The organism is Bacillus sp. 17RED48 (genome assembly GCF_019837545.1).
Taxonomy (GTDB): Bacteria; Bacillota; Bacilli; order Bacillales; family Bacillaceae_G; genus Bacillus_A; species Bacillus_A wiedmannii.
The window spans coordinates 52,055-67,951 of sequence record NZ_JADAXG010000008.1; the positions used below are offsets into that span (position 1 = coordinate 52,055).

At 34.3% G+C, this 15,897-nt stretch carries 19 protein-coding genes and 1 riboswitch; of the genes, 13 read left to right on the forward strand and 6 right to left on the reverse strand.

Features of this window, described 5'->3' with window-relative positions; all coding sequences use genetic code 11:
* Nucleotides 1-18: 18 nt before the first annotated feature.
* The 4 genes from ILT06_RS25160 (at nucleotide 19) to alo (ending at nucleotide 4,873) form a co-directional block, all read left to right on the forward strand.
* The gene (locus tag ILT06_RS25160) at nucleotides 19-1,035 is read left to right on the forward strand and encodes an ABC transporter permease (protein ID WP_000042060.1); all 1,017 of its coding nucleotides are present in this window, start codon (nucleotides 19-21) and stop codon (nucleotides 1,033-1,035) included.
* On the forward strand, nucleotides 1,032-2,096 hold the full coding sequence (locus ILT06_RS25165; protein WP_064476227.1) for an iron chelate uptake ABC transporter family permease subunit: 1,065 nt from the start codon (nucleotides 1,032-1,034) through the stop codon (nucleotides 2,094-2,096). Before ILT06_RS25160 ends, ILT06_RS25165 begins: the two co-directional genes overlap by 4 nt.
* Nucleotides 2,093-2,845, forward strand: a complete 753-nt coding sequence (locus tag ILT06_RS25170; RefSeq protein ID WP_063263139.1) for an iron ABC transporter ATP-binding protein — start codon at nucleotides 2,093-2,095, stop codon at nucleotides 2,843-2,845. Before ILT06_RS25165 ends, ILT06_RS25170 begins: the two co-directional genes overlap by 4 nt.
* A gap of 489 nt (nucleotides 2,846-3,334) precedes the next feature.
* A complete protein-coding gene (alo, locus tag ILT06_RS25175; protein ID WP_149173755.1) occupies nucleotides 3,335-4,873 on the forward strand; it encodes an anthrolysin O/cereolysin O family cholesterol-dependent cytolysin Alo in 1,539 nt (512 codons plus the stop codon).
* 51 nt (nucleotides 4,874-4,924) lie between these two features.
* Here alo and ILT06_RS25180 read toward each other — a convergent pair whose 3' ends face one another.
* From ILT06_RS25180 to ILT06_RS25190, 3 genes are all read right to left on the reverse strand, one after another.
* On the reverse strand, nucleotides 4,925-6,205 hold the full coding sequence (locus ILT06_RS25180; RefSeq protein WP_064476229.1) for a purine/pyrimidine permease: 1,281 nt from the start codon (nucleotides 6,203-6,205) through the stop codon (nucleotides 4,925-4,927).
* A gap of 127 nt (nucleotides 6,206-6,332) precedes the next feature.
* On the reverse strand, nucleotides 6,333-6,782 hold the full coding sequence (gene cynS / locus ILT06_RS25185) for a cyanase (protein WP_033657709.1): 450 nt from the start codon (nucleotides 6,780-6,782) through the stop codon (nucleotides 6,333-6,335).
* A gap of 55 nt (nucleotides 6,783-6,837) precedes the next feature.
* Complete coding sequence (locus ILT06_RS25190) at nucleotides 6,838-7,419, reverse strand: beta-class carbonic anhydrase (RefSeq protein WP_000926488.1); 582 nt, start codon at nucleotides 7,417-7,419, stop codon at nucleotides 6,838-6,840.
* Between the two features lie 166 nt (nucleotides 7,420-7,585).
* Between ILT06_RS25190 and ILT06_RS25195 the strand changes: the two genes are divergently transcribed.
* Both ILT06_RS25195 and ILT06_RS25200 read left to right on the forward strand, forming a co-directional pair.
* Nucleotides 7,586-8,017 (forward strand): Lrp/AsnC family transcriptional regulator, encoded by a 432-nt coding sequence (locus ILT06_RS25195; RefSeq protein WP_002008929.1) that lies wholly within the window; start codon nucleotides 7,586-7,588, stop codon nucleotides 8,015-8,017.
* Between the two features lie 287 nt (nucleotides 8,018-8,304).
* The gene (locus ILT06_RS25200; protein ID WP_255449790.1) at nucleotides 8,305-8,733 is read left to right on the forward strand and encodes an Lrp/AsnC family transcriptional regulator; all 429 of its coding nucleotides are present in this window, start codon (nucleotides 8,305-8,307) and stop codon (nucleotides 8,731-8,733) included.
* Nucleotides 8,734-8,773: 40 nt separating this feature from the next.
* Here the strand turns inward: ILT06_RS25200 and ILT06_RS25205 are convergent, their stop codons facing one another.
* On the reverse strand, nucleotides 8,774-9,331 hold the full coding sequence (locus ILT06_RS25205) for a cysteine hydrolase family protein (RefSeq protein WP_064476230.1): 558 nt from the start codon (nucleotides 9,329-9,331) through the stop codon (nucleotides 8,774-8,776).
* A gap of 294 nt (nucleotides 9,332-9,625) precedes the next feature.
* Between ILT06_RS25205 and psiE the strand changes: the two genes are divergently transcribed.
* The 7 genes from psiE (at nucleotide 9,626) to ILT06_RS25235 (ending at nucleotide 14,823) form a co-directional block, all read left to right on the forward strand.
* Nucleotides 9,626-10,030, forward strand: a complete 405-nt coding sequence (gene psiE, locus ILT06_RS25210; RefSeq protein ID WP_000834706.1) for a phosphate-starvation-inducible protein PsiE — start codon at nucleotides 9,626-9,628, stop codon at nucleotides 10,028-10,030.
* Nucleotides 10,031-10,170: 140 nt separating this feature from the next.
* Nucleotides 10,171-10,305 (forward strand): hypothetical protein, encoded by a 135-nt coding sequence (locus tag ILT06_RS32705; RefSeq protein ID WP_255299509.1) that lies wholly within the window; start codon nucleotides 10,171-10,173, stop codon nucleotides 10,303-10,305.
* A gap of 86 nt (nucleotides 10,306-10,391) precedes the next feature.
* Nucleotides 10,392-10,907, forward strand: a complete 516-nt coding sequence (speG, locus tag ILT06_RS25215) for a spermidine N1-acetyltransferase (protein ID WP_000076834.1) — start codon at nucleotides 10,392-10,394, stop codon at nucleotides 10,905-10,907.
* A 436-nt stretch (nucleotides 10,908-11,343) separates the two neighbouring features.
* Entirely contained in the window at nucleotides 11,344-12,891 is a 1,548-nt protein-coding gene (locus tag ILT06_RS25220) for an ABC-F family ATP-binding cassette domain-containing protein (protein WP_222655638.1), read from the forward strand.
* A 5-nt stretch (nucleotides 12,892-12,896) separates the two neighbouring features.
* Nucleotides 12,897-14,090, forward strand: coding sequence for an MFS transporter (locus ILT06_RS25225; RefSeq protein WP_222655639.1), 1,194 nt, complete (start codon nucleotides 12,897-12,899; stop codon nucleotides 14,088-14,090).
* Between the two features lie 159 nt (nucleotides 14,091-14,249).
* On the forward strand, nucleotides 14,250-14,483 hold the full coding sequence (locus ILT06_RS25230) for a DUF3955 domain-containing protein (RefSeq protein WP_080349982.1): 234 nt from the start codon (nucleotides 14,250-14,252) through the stop codon (nucleotides 14,481-14,483).
* 100 nt (nucleotides 14,484-14,583) lie between these two features.
* Nucleotides 14,584-14,823, forward strand: coding sequence for a DUF3947 family protein (locus tag ILT06_RS25235; RefSeq protein WP_000980964.1), 240 nt, complete (start codon nucleotides 14,584-14,586; stop codon nucleotides 14,821-14,823).
* A 33-nt stretch (nucleotides 14,824-14,856) separates the two neighbouring features.
* Here the strand turns inward: ILT06_RS25235 and crcB (ILT06_RS25240) are convergent, their stop codons facing one another.
* Both crcB (ILT06_RS25240) and crcB (ILT06_RS25245) read right to left on the reverse strand, forming a co-directional pair.
* The gene (gene crcB / locus ILT06_RS25240) at nucleotides 14,857-15,213 is read right to left on the reverse strand and encodes a fluoride efflux transporter CrcB (RefSeq protein WP_064476233.1); all 357 of its coding nucleotides are present in this window, start codon (nucleotides 15,211-15,213) and stop codon (nucleotides 14,857-14,859) included.
* Complete coding sequence (gene crcB / locus ILT06_RS25245; RefSeq protein WP_064476234.1) at nucleotides 15,210-15,614, reverse strand: fluoride efflux transporter CrcB; 405 nt, start codon at nucleotides 15,612-15,614, stop codon at nucleotides 15,210-15,212. Before crcB (ILT06_RS25245) ends, crcB (ILT06_RS25240) begins: the two co-directional genes overlap by 4 nt.
* 54 nt (nucleotides 15,615-15,668) lie before the next feature.
* A riboswitch (Fluoride riboswitch) is annotated at nucleotides 15,669-15,728 on the reverse strand.
* Between the last annotated feature and the right edge of the window lie 169 nt (nucleotides 15,729-15,897).

Sequence of the window (15,897 nt, forward strand, 5' to 3'; positions counted from 1 at the left end):
GTAAAGGAGTACGAAACAGTGTCAAAAAATATGATTTCTAGGGTTGAGAATATTTCTCAACCCCAGTTTTATAATCACAATAAAATATGGACAAAACCTTTTATAATAGCGATTATAGTTGTTATAATTTTAGGGATTATATCACTGTTTACTGGAGTTTATGATATACGTGGACAAGAGGACGGAATGGAGATGTTTTTCATCACTCGTGTTCCGAGAACAGTTGCATTAATGCTTACTGGAGCTGCAATGGCGATGGCAGGGCTCGTAATGCAATTAATTACACAGAATCGTTTTGTTGAACCTACTACAACGGGGACTATTGAATGGTCAGGCTTAGGCCTGCTTTTTGTATATTTATTATTTCCTGCCCCGACTTTAGTTCAAAGAATGACTGGTGCAATCATTTTTTCTTTTATAGGAACTATGATTTTCTTTCTGTTTTTAAGAAGAGTTAAACTTCGTTCGTCTTTAATTGTCCCTATTATTGGATTGATGCTTGGAGCAGTTATTTCTGCAGTGTCTACTTTTTTGGGACTCCTTTTTCAAATGACGCAAAGTATTGAAACTTGGTTCGTAGGTTCATTTGCTACCGTTCAGGTGGGAAGATATGAATATTTATGGCTAATTGTTATCGTTACTTTGCTTATTTTTATGTATGCTAATAGATTGACTTTAGCTGGGCTAGGAGAAGATGTCGCAACAAGCCTTGGAGTTAATTACAATAGAATTGTTCTTTTTGGGACTGGCCTTATCTCTGTTGCAGTTGGAATTGTTGCAGCTGTTATTGGAAACTTACCTTTCTTGGGATTAATTGTTCCAAACATTGTTTCCATGTTTAGAGGGGATGATCTTAGGAGTAATTTACCTTGGGTATGTGTGATCGGAATGGGGACAATAACTACCTGTGACATCATTTCTAGAACAATTATAAAGCCTTTTGAAGTACCTGTTTCTTTAATACTTGCAACAGTGGGAGCAGTCGTGTTTATTACTATTTTATTGAGACGAAGAAAACCAAGGAGGCTACGATGATCACATTAGACTATAAAAATAAAGAAAATGTCGAAATCGATTCTAGCCTTCATAATGAAAGTAGATCAGCTAGTGCTTTTCGTTCTAAGAAGGAAGCAAGACGTTATTGGATTGTACTGATAACATTGATTGCTTTAGGTCTCCTTTCTTCATATGGACTTTTAGTTTATAACAATCCAGTTCCGATAGATTCACCTTCTTTTATCCCAGTTGTTAAGAGAAGGATAATAGCTATTGTTGCGATGATTATTGCTGCAGTTTGCCATAGCTTGTCGACAGTTGCTTTCCAATCTATTACGAACAATAAGATTATTACTCCTTCGCTTTTAGGTTTCGAATCACTTTATTCAGCAATTCATACGAGTACAATATTCTTCTTTGGTGCTAGTGCATTAATAAACTTTAATGGAATTGGATCATTTTTATTCCAAGTTGTTGCTATGGTCTTGATGAGTTTGATACTTTATGGATGGTTACTTTCCGGTAAATACGGGAATTTACAACTTATGCTTTTAGTTGGAATTATTATTGGTACTGGACTGAATTCCGTATCAACTTTTATGAGAAAGCTACTTGCGCCTTCAGAGTTTGATATTTTACAAGCGAAATTATTTGGTTCTGTTAATCATGCAGATCCTGCATATTTTCCTGTTGTAATTCCTATGATTATAATTGTAGCGGTATTAATTTTTGTTCATTCTAAGAAGTTGAATATTTTATCACTTGGAAAGGATGTTGCTACTTCCTTTGGGGTTAAATATCAACCTAGTGTAATTTATACGCTTGTATTAGTTGCTATTTTGATGTCCATTTCAACAGCTCTAATTGGGCCACTTACTTTCTACGGCTTTTTAGTAGCAACTTTGAGTTATCAGGCGGCGTCAACTTATGATCATAGATATATTTTTCCAATGGCTTTTGCAATAGGATTTTTGATAATGACGAGTGCATACTTTTTAATGTATCATGTATTCAATGCTCAAGGTGTAGTTTCAGTTATTATTGAATTATTTGGTGGAATCATATTCTTAACTATTGTTTTAAGGAAGAGGGCTTTATGATAAAAATTGATAATGTTAAAAAGTTCTATACTGATAAGGTAAAAATAGGACCTTTGGATATTGAAATACCAAAAGCGGGCTTTACTTCTTTAATTGGACCAAATGGTGCTGGAAAGTCTACGACACTATTGATGATTGGAAGACTCTTAGATATGGATGAAGGCCAAATTCAAGTAGCGAATATGGATGTTTCTGAATCCAAATCAAAAGACTTAGCAAAAATTTTGACTATATTGCGACAAGAAAATCATTTTGTAACGAGGCTTACTATTAGACAACTAGTTGGATTTGGGCGCTTTCCTTATTCAAAGGGAAGATTAACTAAAGAAGATGAGGTTATCATTTCTAAATATATCGATTTCTTAGATTTAACTAGTTTAGAGAATAGATATTTAGATGAGCTTTCTGGTGGTCAAAGACAAAGGGCATATGTAGCGATGGTATTGTGCCAAGAGACTGAATATGTGCTTTTGGACGAGCCTCTGAACAACCTTGATGTTGCTCGTTCTGTTCAAATGATGGAGCATTTGAGACGTGCAGCTAATGAATTCGGAAGAACAATTTTGACTGTTATGCATGACATAAATTTTGCAGCTAAATACTCTGATAAAATTTGTGCTATGAAAGATGGACAAATTGCTGCTTTTGGAACAGTAGAAGAGGTTATGGACCCAACACTTTTGACAGATATTTTTGAAACAAAAATAGAAATTATTAAAGGTCCTTATGGGCCCATCGCTGTTTATTAGTTACAAAATGAGTATGTAAAAAAGCTGCTGTCTATATTTTATAGGCAGCAGCTTTTTTTATGCAATTGCCGATGATAGCTCTGTCCCACAGGTATTTCATTACTTCCGGTCCTGCGATGCTTCAAACAATAAACTTGTAAATTACTCATAAAATGCAAAGGAATGCTTCACCTATTCAAGTATGTACCAAACGAAAAAATATCTCTGTATAACTTTTTAAAAGAATTCAGCTTGGTTTTTTATATGTAATATTGCATATCAGAGTGTATTGATAAAAGTGTAAGGGGTCACTATAATGAGGGCATAAAGATAAATCACATTATCGTAGCAAGAAAAAGGAGGAAATAATATGGAAATCGCAATGGCAGTTTTGAAATTTGTAGGTGGCGTAATCCCGTTAATTCAAGAACTTTTAAAAGCATTTATGTAAGTTTATTAGTTAGCTATCATTTATCAATCATTATCATATCTTACTAAAAAAAGAACGGGGTGATTTTTCTGAATATTAAGAAAAACACTAAAAGAAGAAAATTCCTTACATGTTTATTAGTTAGTTTATGCACTATTAATTATTCATCTATTTCCTTCGCAGAAACACAAGTAGGTAATGCAACTGATGTAATCAAAAATGCTAGTGGCATTGATACTGGCATAGCAAATCTTAAATATAATAATCAAGAAGTTTTAGCTGTAAATGGTGATAAGGTAGAGAGTTTTGTTCCGAAAGAAAGTATCAATTCAAATGGTAAATTTGTAGTAGTGGAACGCGAGAAAAAATCACTTACAACTTCACCAGTCGATATTTCGATTATTGATTCTGTGGTGAATCGTACGTATCCAGGAGCGGTACAACTTGCAAATAAAGCTTTTGCAGACAATCAACCGAGTTTATTAGTGGCTAAGAGAAAGCCTTTGAATATTAGTATAGACTTACCTGGCATGAGAAAAGAAAATACAATTACTGTCCAAAATCCGACATATGGTAATGTGGCTGGAGCAGTAGATGATTTAGTATCTACTTGGAATGAAAAGTATTCTAAAACACATACGTTACCTGCAAGAATGCAGTATACAGAATCTATGGTTTATAGTAAATCACAAATCGCAAGTGCCCTTAACGTTAACGCTAAATATCTCGATAACAGTCTAAACATCGATTTTAATGCGGTTGCAAATGGAGAGAAGAAAGTGATGGTAGCGGCATATAAGCAAATATTTTATACCGTAAGTGCTGAACTACCTAACAATCCATCCGATCTTTTTGATAATAGTGTTACTTTTGGTGAGTTAACTCGTAAAGGTATAAGTAATTCGGCTCCACCTGTTATGGTTTCAAATGTAGCTTATGGTAGAACTGTTTATGTAAAATTAGAAACAACATCTAAGAGTAAAGATGTACAAGCTGCTTTTAAAGCCTTACTTAAGAATAACAGCGTCGAAACGAGTGGACAGTATAAAGATATTTTTGAAGAAAGTACCTTTACTGCTGTAGTATTAGGCGGAGATGCGAAAGAGCATAACAAGGTTGTTACTAAAGATTTCAATGAAATCCGAAATATCATTAAAGATAATGCTGAATTAAGTCTTAAAAATCCAGCATATCCAATTTCATATACAAGCACTTTCTTAAAAGATAATGCAACTGCTGCTGTTCATAACAATACAGATTATATTGAGACGACAACTACAGAATATTCAAGTGCTAAAATGAAACTTGATCATTACGGTGCTTACGTTGCTCAATTTGATGTATCTTGGGATGAATTCACATTTGATCAAAATGGGAAAGAAGTACTAACACATAAAACATGGGATGGTAGCGGCAGAGACAAAACAGCTCATTACTCTACAGTTATCCCTCTTCCACCAAATTCAAAAAATATAAAAATCGTAGCTAGAGAATGTACTGGTCTTGCATGGGAATGGTGGAGAACAATTATTAATGAACAAAATGTTCCATTAACAAATGAAATAAAAGTTTCAATTGGAGGAACAACATTATACCCAACGGCTAGTATTAGTCATTAGGTATAAAAAAGCGCCCTGTAATCAGGGCGCTTTTTTACTTAGTCACAAATTTTACTCTTTCCAAAACTGCTCTAGCAAAATAACGATCATAGTACCTACGAGTAATCCGTTACTTAAAACATATTGTAAGGAAGAAGGAACTCCACTAAATGCACTTTCTGGAAGAAACATTATTCCCAAACTGATTAATAATGAAATTCCTAATATAGTTAATCGGCGTTGCTTTAATTCTTCACGTAAAATGGATTGAAATGAAATGCCTATTACTTGGACAAATGTAGCTAAAAGTGCAGAATTAGCAATAGGACCTGGTAGCAAGGATATAAAGTTTACAATTGAGGGGATAAAAGAAATACCTGCTAATATAAGACTTGCTATAAGAAACGACTTCACCTTTTTTTGACCTGTTAGTTGAATAAATCCTGCTGATGCAGGTAATGGTACAATTCCAATTGTAGAGAACAATGATGAAATAATATGTGATATACCTCCGACCCATACACCACGGTTCAGTGTTTGCTTTTCATTTTCTTTAGATAGGGGAGCCACTTGTTTTACAGCCGAAATAGCAGCAATTGTATTTGCAACTAAAAGAAAGGTAAATAAAGTTGCAGTTAGAGTCATTCCAATATCGAATCTAGGTGTGCCCCAAGCAAATATCGCTGGTAACTTGACTAGCGTTGTATGTGAAGGCATATGAGATGATTTTCCTAATACTGCATACAAAAGCCAACCACATGAAATTCCAAGTAACACAGCGTAACTTTTCATCCATCCTTTCCCTTTAATTGATAAGAAAGTAATAAGGGCAAAAACAAAGAGCGCAATAGTAGCTGTTGTATAGTCAGGATGAGTTGCAGGTCCTTGTAATCCCATCATTCCTTTTAGTAACACACCACTAAGCTGAAGAGATAATATTAAAAGAAAGGTTCCTGTAACCAAGGGTGTAAATAAACGTAAGATTCGATGAACAAGCCCTGTTATACCAAGAACGAAGAGTAATATACCTGCAATAATTAATCCGCCTTCTAAAAGTTGCAACACGTCTTTTGCGCTTTGTCCCTGATGCATAGCAACTTGTCCCAATATGACAAATATACTTACCCATGAACCGGCTGGCCCGTCCGCAATGGGATAGCGATGCCCAAACCACGCTTGTAGAAACGAGCTTACTCCCACGACTAAAAAAGTCCGCTGCATTAATGTTGAGATATCTTCTATTGGTAAATGGAATATGCCACCAATAATGATAGGTAATGCAATTGCATTTGCTAATAGAAACACAAACCATTGTAGAATACTAAAACTCGTATCAAAGTGTTTTTTATTCATATTATTCTCCTTTGCCGAAAAAGAATATCATAGTAAAAATCCATCCTTTCTACACAGTTAGATTAAAAAGGATGGATTTATTAAATCTATAAAATTATTTTAATTATATAGATAGATTTTTAATTAATTACCATGTACGGAATGGCAAGAATTTCCCATTAAGTGTAATCACGATACGAGGATCGCCACCTTTTGGATCTTCTTGTGTATCCACACCTAGGTTGAAGTTAATCGCACTCATTACACCTTCGCCCGCTTTTTCTAAGATTAACTCTCTAATAGTTGGTGCATATTGTAACATCATTTCATATAAACGATATGCAATCGGGTCAGTAGGAGGCATTTCCATTACTTGGCCGCGAAGTGGAACTACTGTTAATGCTTGAACTACTTCTTCATCTAATTCTAATAGTTTACCGATTTTTTCTGCTTCTGGACGTGTCATTGTAGCTTGTCCTAATAACGCTGTTACAACCCAAGTCTCAGAGTTTTCACTTACTTTTGCAATTTCTTCCCATGTTAAACCTTTTGCAATTTTTGCTTCTAAAATTTTTTTTGTAGCTTCCGGTCGATTCATATCTAATACTTGTCTTTTCATATCTAATAACTTCCCTTCGTGTAAGTAATATTAATTATTTTGTTTCACCATGTAATGCTTTATATCCATCTACCACTACATCTAATTTCCCTGTATGTGGATCAATAACTAAACCGTGTACAGGAACATCTTTTGGAATAAGTGGGTGATTTCTTACTAAATCAACATTAGCTTGTGTTGAATCGCAAACATCATCGAATCCGAATAACCATTTTTTAAGGTCAACACCAGCATATTCAATCGCTGATAAAATTTCTGGTGAAGCTACTCCACGATCTAATATTTTTTGAAGTGTTCCTTTTGGATTCGTTTGGCTCGCACCACATCTATGGTGTCCAATAAGGAAGATTTCATCTGCATTTAAATCGTATACTGACGCGACAACACTTTGCATAACACTATCGAAAGCAGAAGCAATTTTACCACCTGCATTTCTGATGACTTTTGCATCACCATCGTGTATATCTAAAGCTTTTGGAAGTAGCTCAATTAAACGAGCATCCATGCAAGAAACAACAACCATACGTTTTTTAGGCATTTTTGTCGCTTCACGAGGAGCGTATTCCTTATTTTCTACAAATTGTTCATTGAACGATAGAATTTCTTGTAATAACATATTTGTAACCTCCTTTAAATCTAGATGTATTTTTTGTTGCGTCCTCTGTGTTATAAGTAAATATAACTGATAAATAATGTGATGTAAGAGGATAAACTAAGTATAGTGAATTGTATTGATAAGCAGAATAAGTTGGCGAAACACTTTCGGGCTTTCTACTTTCACGGTGAAAGGATTGGTTTATATCATTGATCAAACAGATTTTGAGATACTGAAATTATTAGGAGAAAACTCAAGAATACAATGGAAAGAGCTTGGCCAAAAAATACATATGACGGGGCAGGCCGTAGGAAATCGAATTCGAAGATTAGAGGATTTAGGGATTATTGAACAGTATACAATTGCAATAAACCGAATCAAATTAGGACAAGTAGTGACTGCATTTGTTACTTTGTTCGTAACAACAGCTAATCACCAAGAGTTTATGAATTTCTTTCAAGGAGAAGAAGGGATTTCTGAAGTACACCGTATAAGTGGTGAGGGGTGTTATTTATTAAAAACACATTTTGCGTCCAATGAAGACTTAGATAACTTTCTAGGACGACTATTAAAATACGGGAATTATCGTGTTAACTTATCAATAGGAAAGTTGAAATAAGGTTTCTTTTCCTTGGAGGGGATGGCAACATTATTTGCTAAACTTTATTTGTATAGAGATAATGAAGTCGTTTCATGTTTATCTTAAATAGTCAGAGCCTTACTACAATTTATTTGTAGTAAGGCTTTTTAAAGTTGTTAAAAAATATATTGTAAGGAAGAAGGAAAGCCGTTAACAATAATGTAATTTCTAATAGAGTTAATTGATTGTATTGTAAAATTTTTTGAGATGAATTGTAGGGGAAATGAAGATCTTATAGAAGGGATTCTTATAGGAAGGGGATGTCCATGTTCGATTCAACAGATTTTAAAATTATAAAGTTACTACAAGAAAACGCTAGAATGAACTGGAAGGAAATTGGAGAGAGAGTACATTTGACTGGCCAGGCTGTTGGGAAACGAATTAATAAATTAGAAGAGGCAGGTGTCATTCAAAAATATACGATAGATATCGATAGGGCTAAGTTAGAAGGGGCTATTATGACGTTTGTTACACTATTTCTGCATGCACCACATTATCATAATCAAATTCAAACCTTTTTTGAAAAAACGGACGTAATTACTGAAATGTATCGTATAAGTGGCGATGGCTGTTATATCATGATTCTTCACACATCTTCACATCAACAATTAGAAGAGACTCTTGCAGATGTTTTACATTATGGTGATTATCGTATAAATACTGTCATTAAGACAATTGAAAAAAAGAAAGAATAAGATATTTATCCTTTCTTTTTTTATATGGAAATGGAATTCTTTATTTATTTTTGTTTATAAAACTGTTTGCTGACATGACTTTTGCATAAATATCACCAAACTCTAATGCGCTCATGAATGACTGATGAGCGTGTACTGCGGGGATTAGATTTCCTTGAAATTCTAAATCTTTTGTTGTACAAGCATCTTCAATTACAACACATTGAAATCCTAAATCACTGGCAGCACGTACTGTTGCATCAATACATACGTGAGTCATCATACCGCAAATGACTAGTTGATCTATTTTTTCTTTTTTTAATGTTTCAAATAAATTGGTTCTTAAAAAACTATTAGGATGATGTTTTTGTATGACTCTTTCGTTAGCAATCGGTTGTACATCATCATGAATTTGAACACCTACTGTTTCAGGTAAGAAGAAAGTAGCTCCTTCATTGTTCGCAATATGTTGTACGTGAATAACTGTGTTATATTTTTCACGAAATACTTTCAAGACTTCTTTCGCTTTTTGTGCGGCTTTTTCAGGTTGATGCAATTCCATATTGCCGCCTTCAAAGTAATCATTTTGCATGTCGATTAATAGTAACGCTTCGTTCATAGTTAATCCCCCCACATATATTTGTACAGTACGTTGTTTGTACTGTACCGTTATTATATAAAGTGTAGGTATGTGCAGGTAATAATGTCATGAAACGATTTTGACGCATATAGTTTCAGTGTGAAAAAGCTAAAAGATACAAAGTAAAGATTGGGGAAACGGCTATATTAAGCGTAAATATCAGGATGGTGAAGTGATAGTGAAAGAGGACGATCATATTTGATTTAACACTTTTGCTAGTATAATTTTGCTATAATAAATGCGTACTTACACGAAGGGGAGTTTAAAGATAAAATGAAGTCGTTTAATATCGATCATCTTATAGCTAGTGTTTTGCAATGGATATTAAATATAGCTTTAATTATATTATCCATTGTGTTATCGATTTTCTTAGTGAATGAGACAATCACATTTGTGCAGTATATCTTTTCGGAAAAGGAGTATACATCGTATAAATTGGTTGAAAGTATTATCGTCTACTTCTTATACTTCGAGTTCATCGCATTGATTATTAAGTATTTTAAGTCGAATTATCATTTTCCGTTACGTTATTTTATTTATATCGGAATTACGGCTTTAATTCGATTAATTATTGTATCTCATGAGGAACCGATGGAGACGTTGTTATATGCGGGATCCATTCTTGTTTTAGTTATTGCTTTATACATATCGAATATGAGAGATTTGAGAAAAGAGTAGTGCAGACATAAGTTTGCGCTATTTTTCATTTTTTCGTTAATAAGTTGTAAATTTCGACATGAAATTTTTATATTAGTTTATCATGTTTTTGTAATAAGGAAATCTAAAAAGGAGTGATGTGATTCATGTTTAATAAATTTTTGGGGAATTCAAGAGCAAAAAAGATTTGTGGAATTGGGGCATTAGCAACTTTAATAGGTTTTTCGTCGTTAGGGTCAGTTAGTGCAGGCGTAGCTTGCACTAACTTTTTATGTCTTGACCTTCAAGTGGCTTGAAAGTTTACAATGTAAATAGGGCGTTTGAAATTGAAAAAAATTGAGAAATTAAGTGAAGAGGTTTCTTTTACTTGGAGGTTATAACAATGAGTCAGGAATTGAAGTTACGTCCTTTAGAACGGGAAGATTTAAAGTTTGTACACGAACTTAATAATAATGCCCATATTATGTCGTATTGGTTTGAAGAGCCGTATGAGGCATTTGTGGAGCTGCAGGATTTATACGATAAACATATACATGATCAAAGTGAACGCCGGTTTATCGTTGAGAAAAATAATGAGATGGTTGGATTGGTCGAATTAGTGGAAATCGATTATATTCACCGAAGAACTGAATTCCAAATTATTATTGATCCTAATTATCAAGGGCATGGCTACGCAGCAGAAGCGACGCGTTTAGCGATGGATTACGCTTTTTCTGTATTAAATATGCATAAGATTTATTTAGTTGTGGATAAAGAAAATGAGAAAGCAGTCCATGTGTATAAAAAGGTTGGATTTATAGTGGAAGGCGAGCTTTTAGACGAGTTTTTCGTTGATGGTAACTATCATAATGCGATAAGAATGTGTATGTTCCAGAAGGAATATTTTAAAAATAAGTAGTTGAATGATTTGGAGGTAATGTTGACGCTTCGTAAAACTGTATGCTAAAATCCCTTTTAAGTATTAAGGAAGGTGCAGAACATGCTTTATATAAAATTTGTAAAACTCATTAGAAAACTTTGCTCCGCACAAATGTATACGGTGAAGCGTTGTACGGAGCTTAATCAAGGGGCATAAATCCCTATATTCATCGACTGAATAACTTTTCTAAAAAAGTATAGTTTATCTATGCTTATTTGGTTATGGTTTTTCAGTTGATGTATAAAATAGATTAAGGGGCCATAGACAATGCTTTGTCTATGGCCCTTTGTGTATATTATTCCAATGAGCTTTTACTGTAAATTGGAGTAGTATGGGAAAAACCACGAAGCAGAGGGCTAGTGTCGAATGACGCTATCTCTCTGCTTTTTTTAATTTCAGGAAAAGAGGAATAAAAATGAGTTTACTTAAAGTTGAACGTTTATCACATAGTTTTATAGATAAAGTATTATACGAAAATGCTTCTTTTGATTTGTATAAAGGGGAACATATGGGGATTGTTGGACAGAATGGTGCAGGGAAAAGCACATTAATGAAAATATTGGTGGGGGAAATTATTTCTGATAAGGGGAGCATTAAGTGGCAACCTAATATTCAAATTGGACATCTTGATCAATATGCAGAAATTGATGGGAGCTATACCATTTCACAATATGCAAAGCGAGCCTTTTATGATTTGTTTGAAATGGAAAAGAGAATGAATAAGTTATATGAAGAAAGTACGATGACTGGAGATGAGAATCAACTATTGAAAGCAGCTGAAATACAAGAACAGCTTGAGGCTCGTGATTTTTATTCAGTAGACAGCGTAATAAATAAGGTGGCAGCCGGTTTAGGTATTGATGCGATTGGGATGGATCGTGTTATTGATGAATTAAGCGGAGGACAACGGGCAAAGGTAATTTTAGCAAAGCTTTTATTAGAAGAGCCTACTATTTTATTACTAGATGAACCGACAAACTTTCTTGATAAAGAGCATGTTGAATGGCTTGCTAATTATTTAGTGAATTTTGAAGGGGCGTTTATTGTCGTGTCACATGATTTTGACTTTCTAGAAAAAGTGACTTCTTGCATATGTGATATAGAGTTTGGAACGGTGAAGAAGTATTACGGCAAATACTCAGATTTTGTAAGACAAAAGGAGCATTTGCGAAAAGATTATATGCGCCAATACTATGCACAGCAAAAGAAAATTGAAAAAACGGAAGAGTATATTCGTAGAAATATTGCTGGATTGAATTCAAAAATAGCACAAGGACGTAGAAAGCAGTTGCAACGTATGGAAAAAATTGCGCCACCAAGTTTTACTCATAAACCGTCTATTCATTTTCAGGAACTTCCTATTTCGGTTCAGACAGTTCTGGAAGTAAATAATCTTGAAGTTGGTTACGATTTTGCTCTCTTAGCAAAATTGAATTTTTCAGTGATGGGTGGGCAAAAACTTGTTATTACAGGGTTCAACGGAGTAGGGAAATCTACTTTATTAAAAACAATCGTTGGAACTATTTCTAGTATTGCCGGAGAATTTCACTTCTCAGAGCAAATAAAGATTGGATATTATGAGCAAGATCTGAATTGGAGCAACGATTCTTTAACGCCGCTGCAAATTATTTCAGAACAGTTTCCTAAACTAAACGTGAAGGAGATACGTCATCATTTAGCTGCATGTGGTGTGAAGGATACTCATGTTTCACAAGAAATTCGTACGTTGAGTGGTGGTGAACAATCAAAGGTTAAATTATGCGGATTATTATTATCACCTTGTAATTTCTTAATTTTAGATGAGCCGACAAATCATTTAGATGCAGAAGCGAAGGGAGCTTTGCAAAAGGCACTCATTCAGTTTAAAGGTAGCATTATACTCGTATCTCACGAAGCAAGTTTTTATCTTGATTGGGCAGATAGTATTTTTAATATAGAGACAGGATTAGTTAAGGGGGTGTGAAACATATGAGTAGAAATGATTGGAAAAAGAAAATTATTTTATTTTTGACCGCTCAAACGATCTCTTTGTTCGGTTCCTCTCTCGTGCAATACGCGATTATATGGTATATCACCTTAACAACATCGTCAGGGTTAATGTTGACCATTTCAACTGTTTGCGGATTCCTACCACAAATTGCAATATCTTTATTTGCAGGTGTTTGGATTGATCGTTACGACCGTAAAAAGATGATTATGTTATCGGACGGGAGTATAGCAATTGCTACGTTAGTTTTAGCAGTTTTATTTTTAACAGGATATAAAAGTATTTGGTTCCTTTTTATAGTACTACTCATTCGTTCAGCTGGGACAGGGGTACAAACGCCAGCTGTGAATGCGTTAATCCCACAAATCGTTCCGAAAGATTATCTTATGAAAGTAAATGGGATAAATAGCGGTATTACATCTTTAATTATGTTTCTTTCTCCAGCAGCAAGTGCTGCAATTCTTTCTATTGCTAGCATTGAAACGACATTTTTTATTGATGTTATTACGGCTATGATTGGAATTAGTATTATGTTTATCATTCAAGTGGAGAGACATGTGAATACAGAGAGTAAGCAAAAATCTAATTTACAAGGTATAAAAGAAGGCTTTGCTTACTTAAAAGAAAATGTATTTATTAAGAGGCTACTCTTTTTATTAATCATTGTCATGATTTTAATAAGTCCAGCCGCCTTTTTAACACCTTTAATGGTAACTCGTTCTTTCGGTGCAGAAATGTGGAGACTTACTGCTAGTGAGATGACTTTTAGTGCGGGGGCGGCAGCTGGTGGCGTATTGATTGCGGCATGGGGTGGTTTCCGTAATCGTATGCATACAACAGCGCTAGCTTGTGCGTTGTATGGACTGCTTATGATTGGACTAGGGATTGCTCCGGTATTTATTGTGTATTTAGTATTTAACTTTTTAATTGGTATAACAATGCCGTGCTTCAATACACCGGTTACCGTGTTATTGCAGGAAAAAGTAGAACCTTCTATGCACGGACGAATGTTTAGTCTTGTACAAATCGCTAATTCATGCGCGTTTCCTTTAGGAATGATAATATTTGGTCCATTGGCTGATATGTTTAGTGTAGAAATTTTGTTAATTTATGCTGGGATATTCGTGCTATTGTGTGCGATTTATGTTGTAGTAAGCAAGAGGTTTGAAGTGTAAATATTTATGTTTGAAAAGGTTTGTGAGGCGATTTAAGGTGCTTCATAAACCTTTTTCTATTTATAATAATCAATAATTTTTTATTGTAAAACAATAAAAAATTATTGACGAATGATTTTGTTTTAGGTAATATGATGTTAATAATCTAAGGGTAATTATATGAATAGAGGAGAATGTGAAATGATAAATAAATACGTAGTAGCTATTTCTTTCATGATTTTAGCGATCATTTCTTTAGCTATACATGCTTCAAACAGTAAAGTGGGAGCGAATGGATTCCTTGAAGAACCTTTCTTTTTCTTAGTACCGATAAGTTATGTATTGTTCTTGAGTGGTATTGGTGTATTACTATTTGGATTTATTACTTCAAAGCTGAAAAAAAGTAATAGATAAAATGAAGTTTAAGTAGTGAGGGATTCATTAATCGGGACAAAACACTCACCATGAAATAGAAACATACTATATGGAAGAAAAATAATAAGTGAGCTGAATCATGATGAATCATTATTTTTATAGTGGTAGACAAGTGGGAGCAGCTATTACACTGGCAGGAGCACAGGGGACAATTCATGCTGTGAATCAAGCGATTCAAATGCAGCAGCAAGCATATTTTGCACAAATGATGCAAGGGCAGTATATGTCGTACTCACAGCCTCCGATGCAAATTGTACATTACGATGTGCATCCAGCGGGTTTATTCTCCATTCCATATGGCGGGACATACTTCTTATGAAAGAAAGCGACTGATAAGAGTCGCTTTCTTTTTTTATATTCCGCCTAGCTTCATTCCAAGGAATGCAAAAAGGATACCGATTATATAAGTAGCACTTAAATATAGAAATAGTATGCAAAAGTTTTTACGATTGAAGAGCTGAATGGACTCTAGTTTAAATGTTGAAAATGTCGTGAAGGCACCCATAAATCCAGTACCTAATAATAATTGCCAACCTGTAGTGACGCCATTGCCAATTATATATCCGAGTAAAAACGCCCCTGTTATATTAATGAGAAATGTAGCAATTGGAAAGGAAGTTTTATTTCTTTTTTTAAACCAATTGCTAATTGCAAATCGTGTAATAGCACCGAAGAAACCTCCAGTTGCCACTAATAAAGCTTCCATCATAAGTGATCACCTTTCGTAAGATGTTTCTTAAGTAAGAAATCACCTAATGTATAGCCAAGACCAGACATAATGAGTCCACCAAGTATGCTGCATGATACATATAAGAAAGCCGTATTCCATTCAGAATGATTGATTAATTGCACAGTTTCTACACTAAATGTCGAAAACGTCGTAAAGGAACCGATGAATCCAGTTCCAACGCCTGTGATAATTTCTGAAGGCAAGATATTTCTTCGAGCGATATACGTAGTTAGCCACGCTAATAAGAAGCAGCCGGCTAAGTTAATAAGTAACGTAGCTAATGGAAATGAATGATGCCATGAAGTATGAATAGTAAGACCTAAATAATAACGAGAGAGGGCTCCTAATATACCGGCTATGCCAACGATAATATAAATCAATTTCTTCACCTCTTTAAATAGCTTGCTCAAAAAAATAGACTCCTACCAGTAGTTATACTGGTAGGAGTCATTAGCTAAGCAGCAGTTATGGCGAACTCCATCGCCTATAATTATTACATATAGTGTACTAAAAATTGCGTAGAATTTCCAGTGAAGAAGTGGAGCTGTTTTGTATGTATGTGATGCTTTAAGATAGGGAACTTCTGTTTATAAACTAAATATAGTGATATAAGGTTTTTGATGTGATAAAATGTTTCTTATGTCTGTCATTTGTTTTTAGTTA

Bases quoted from the DNA above. Each gene is read 5' to 3' on its own strand.
- ILT06_RS25165 (WP_064476227.1), top strand. From the start codon at position 1,032: ATGATCACATTAGACTATAAAAATAAAGAAAATGTCGAAATCGATTCT.
- ILT06_RS25170 (WP_063263139.1), top strand. From the start codon at position 2,093: ATGATAAAAATTGATAATGTTAAAAAGTTCTATACTGATAAGGTAAAA.
- ILT06_RS25180 (WP_064476229.1), bottom strand. From the start codon at position 6,205: ATGAATAAAAAACACTTTGATACGAGTTTTAGTATTCTACAATGGTTT.
- cynS (WP_033657709.1), bottom strand. From the start codon at position 6,782: ATGAATCGACCGGAAGCTACAAAAAAAATTTTAGAAGCAAAAATTGCA.
- ILT06_RS25190 (WP_000926488.1), bottom strand. From the start codon at position 7,419: ATGTTATTACAAGAAATTCTATCGTTCAATGAACAATTTGTAGAAAAT.
- ILT06_RS25200 (WP_255449790.1), top strand. From the start codon at position 8,305: ATGTTCGATTCAACAGATTTTAAAATTATAAAGTTACTACAAGAAAAC.
- ILT06_RS25205 (WP_064476230.1), bottom strand. From the start codon at position 9,331: ATGAACGAAGCGTTACTATTAATCGACATGCAAAATGATTACTTTGAA.
- psiE (WP_000834706.1), top strand. From the start codon at position 9,626: ATGAAGTCGTTTAATATCGATCATCTTATAGCTAGTGTTTTGCAATGG.
- speG (WP_000076834.1), top strand. From the start codon at position 10,392: ATGAGTCAGGAATTGAAGTTACGTCCTTTAGAACGGGAAGATTTAAAG.
- ILT06_RS25220 (WP_222655638.1), top strand. From the start codon at position 11,344: ATGAGTTTACTTAAAGTTGAACGTTTATCACATAGTTTTATAGATAAA.
- ILT06_RS25225 (WP_222655639.1), top strand. From the start codon at position 12,897: ATGAGTAGAAATGATTGGAAAAAGAAAATTATTTTATTTTTGACCGCT.
- ILT06_RS25230 (WP_080349982.1), top strand. From the start codon at position 14,250: ATGAATAGAGGAGAATGTGAAATGATAAATAAATACGTAGTAGCTATT.
- ILT06_RS25235 (WP_000980964.1), top strand. From the start codon at position 14,584: ATGATGAATCATTATTTTTATAGTGGTAGACAAGTGGGAGCAGCTATT.
- crcB (WP_064476233.1), bottom strand. From the start codon at position 15,213: ATGATGGAAGCTTTATTAGTGGCAACTGGAGGTTTCTTCGGTGCTATT.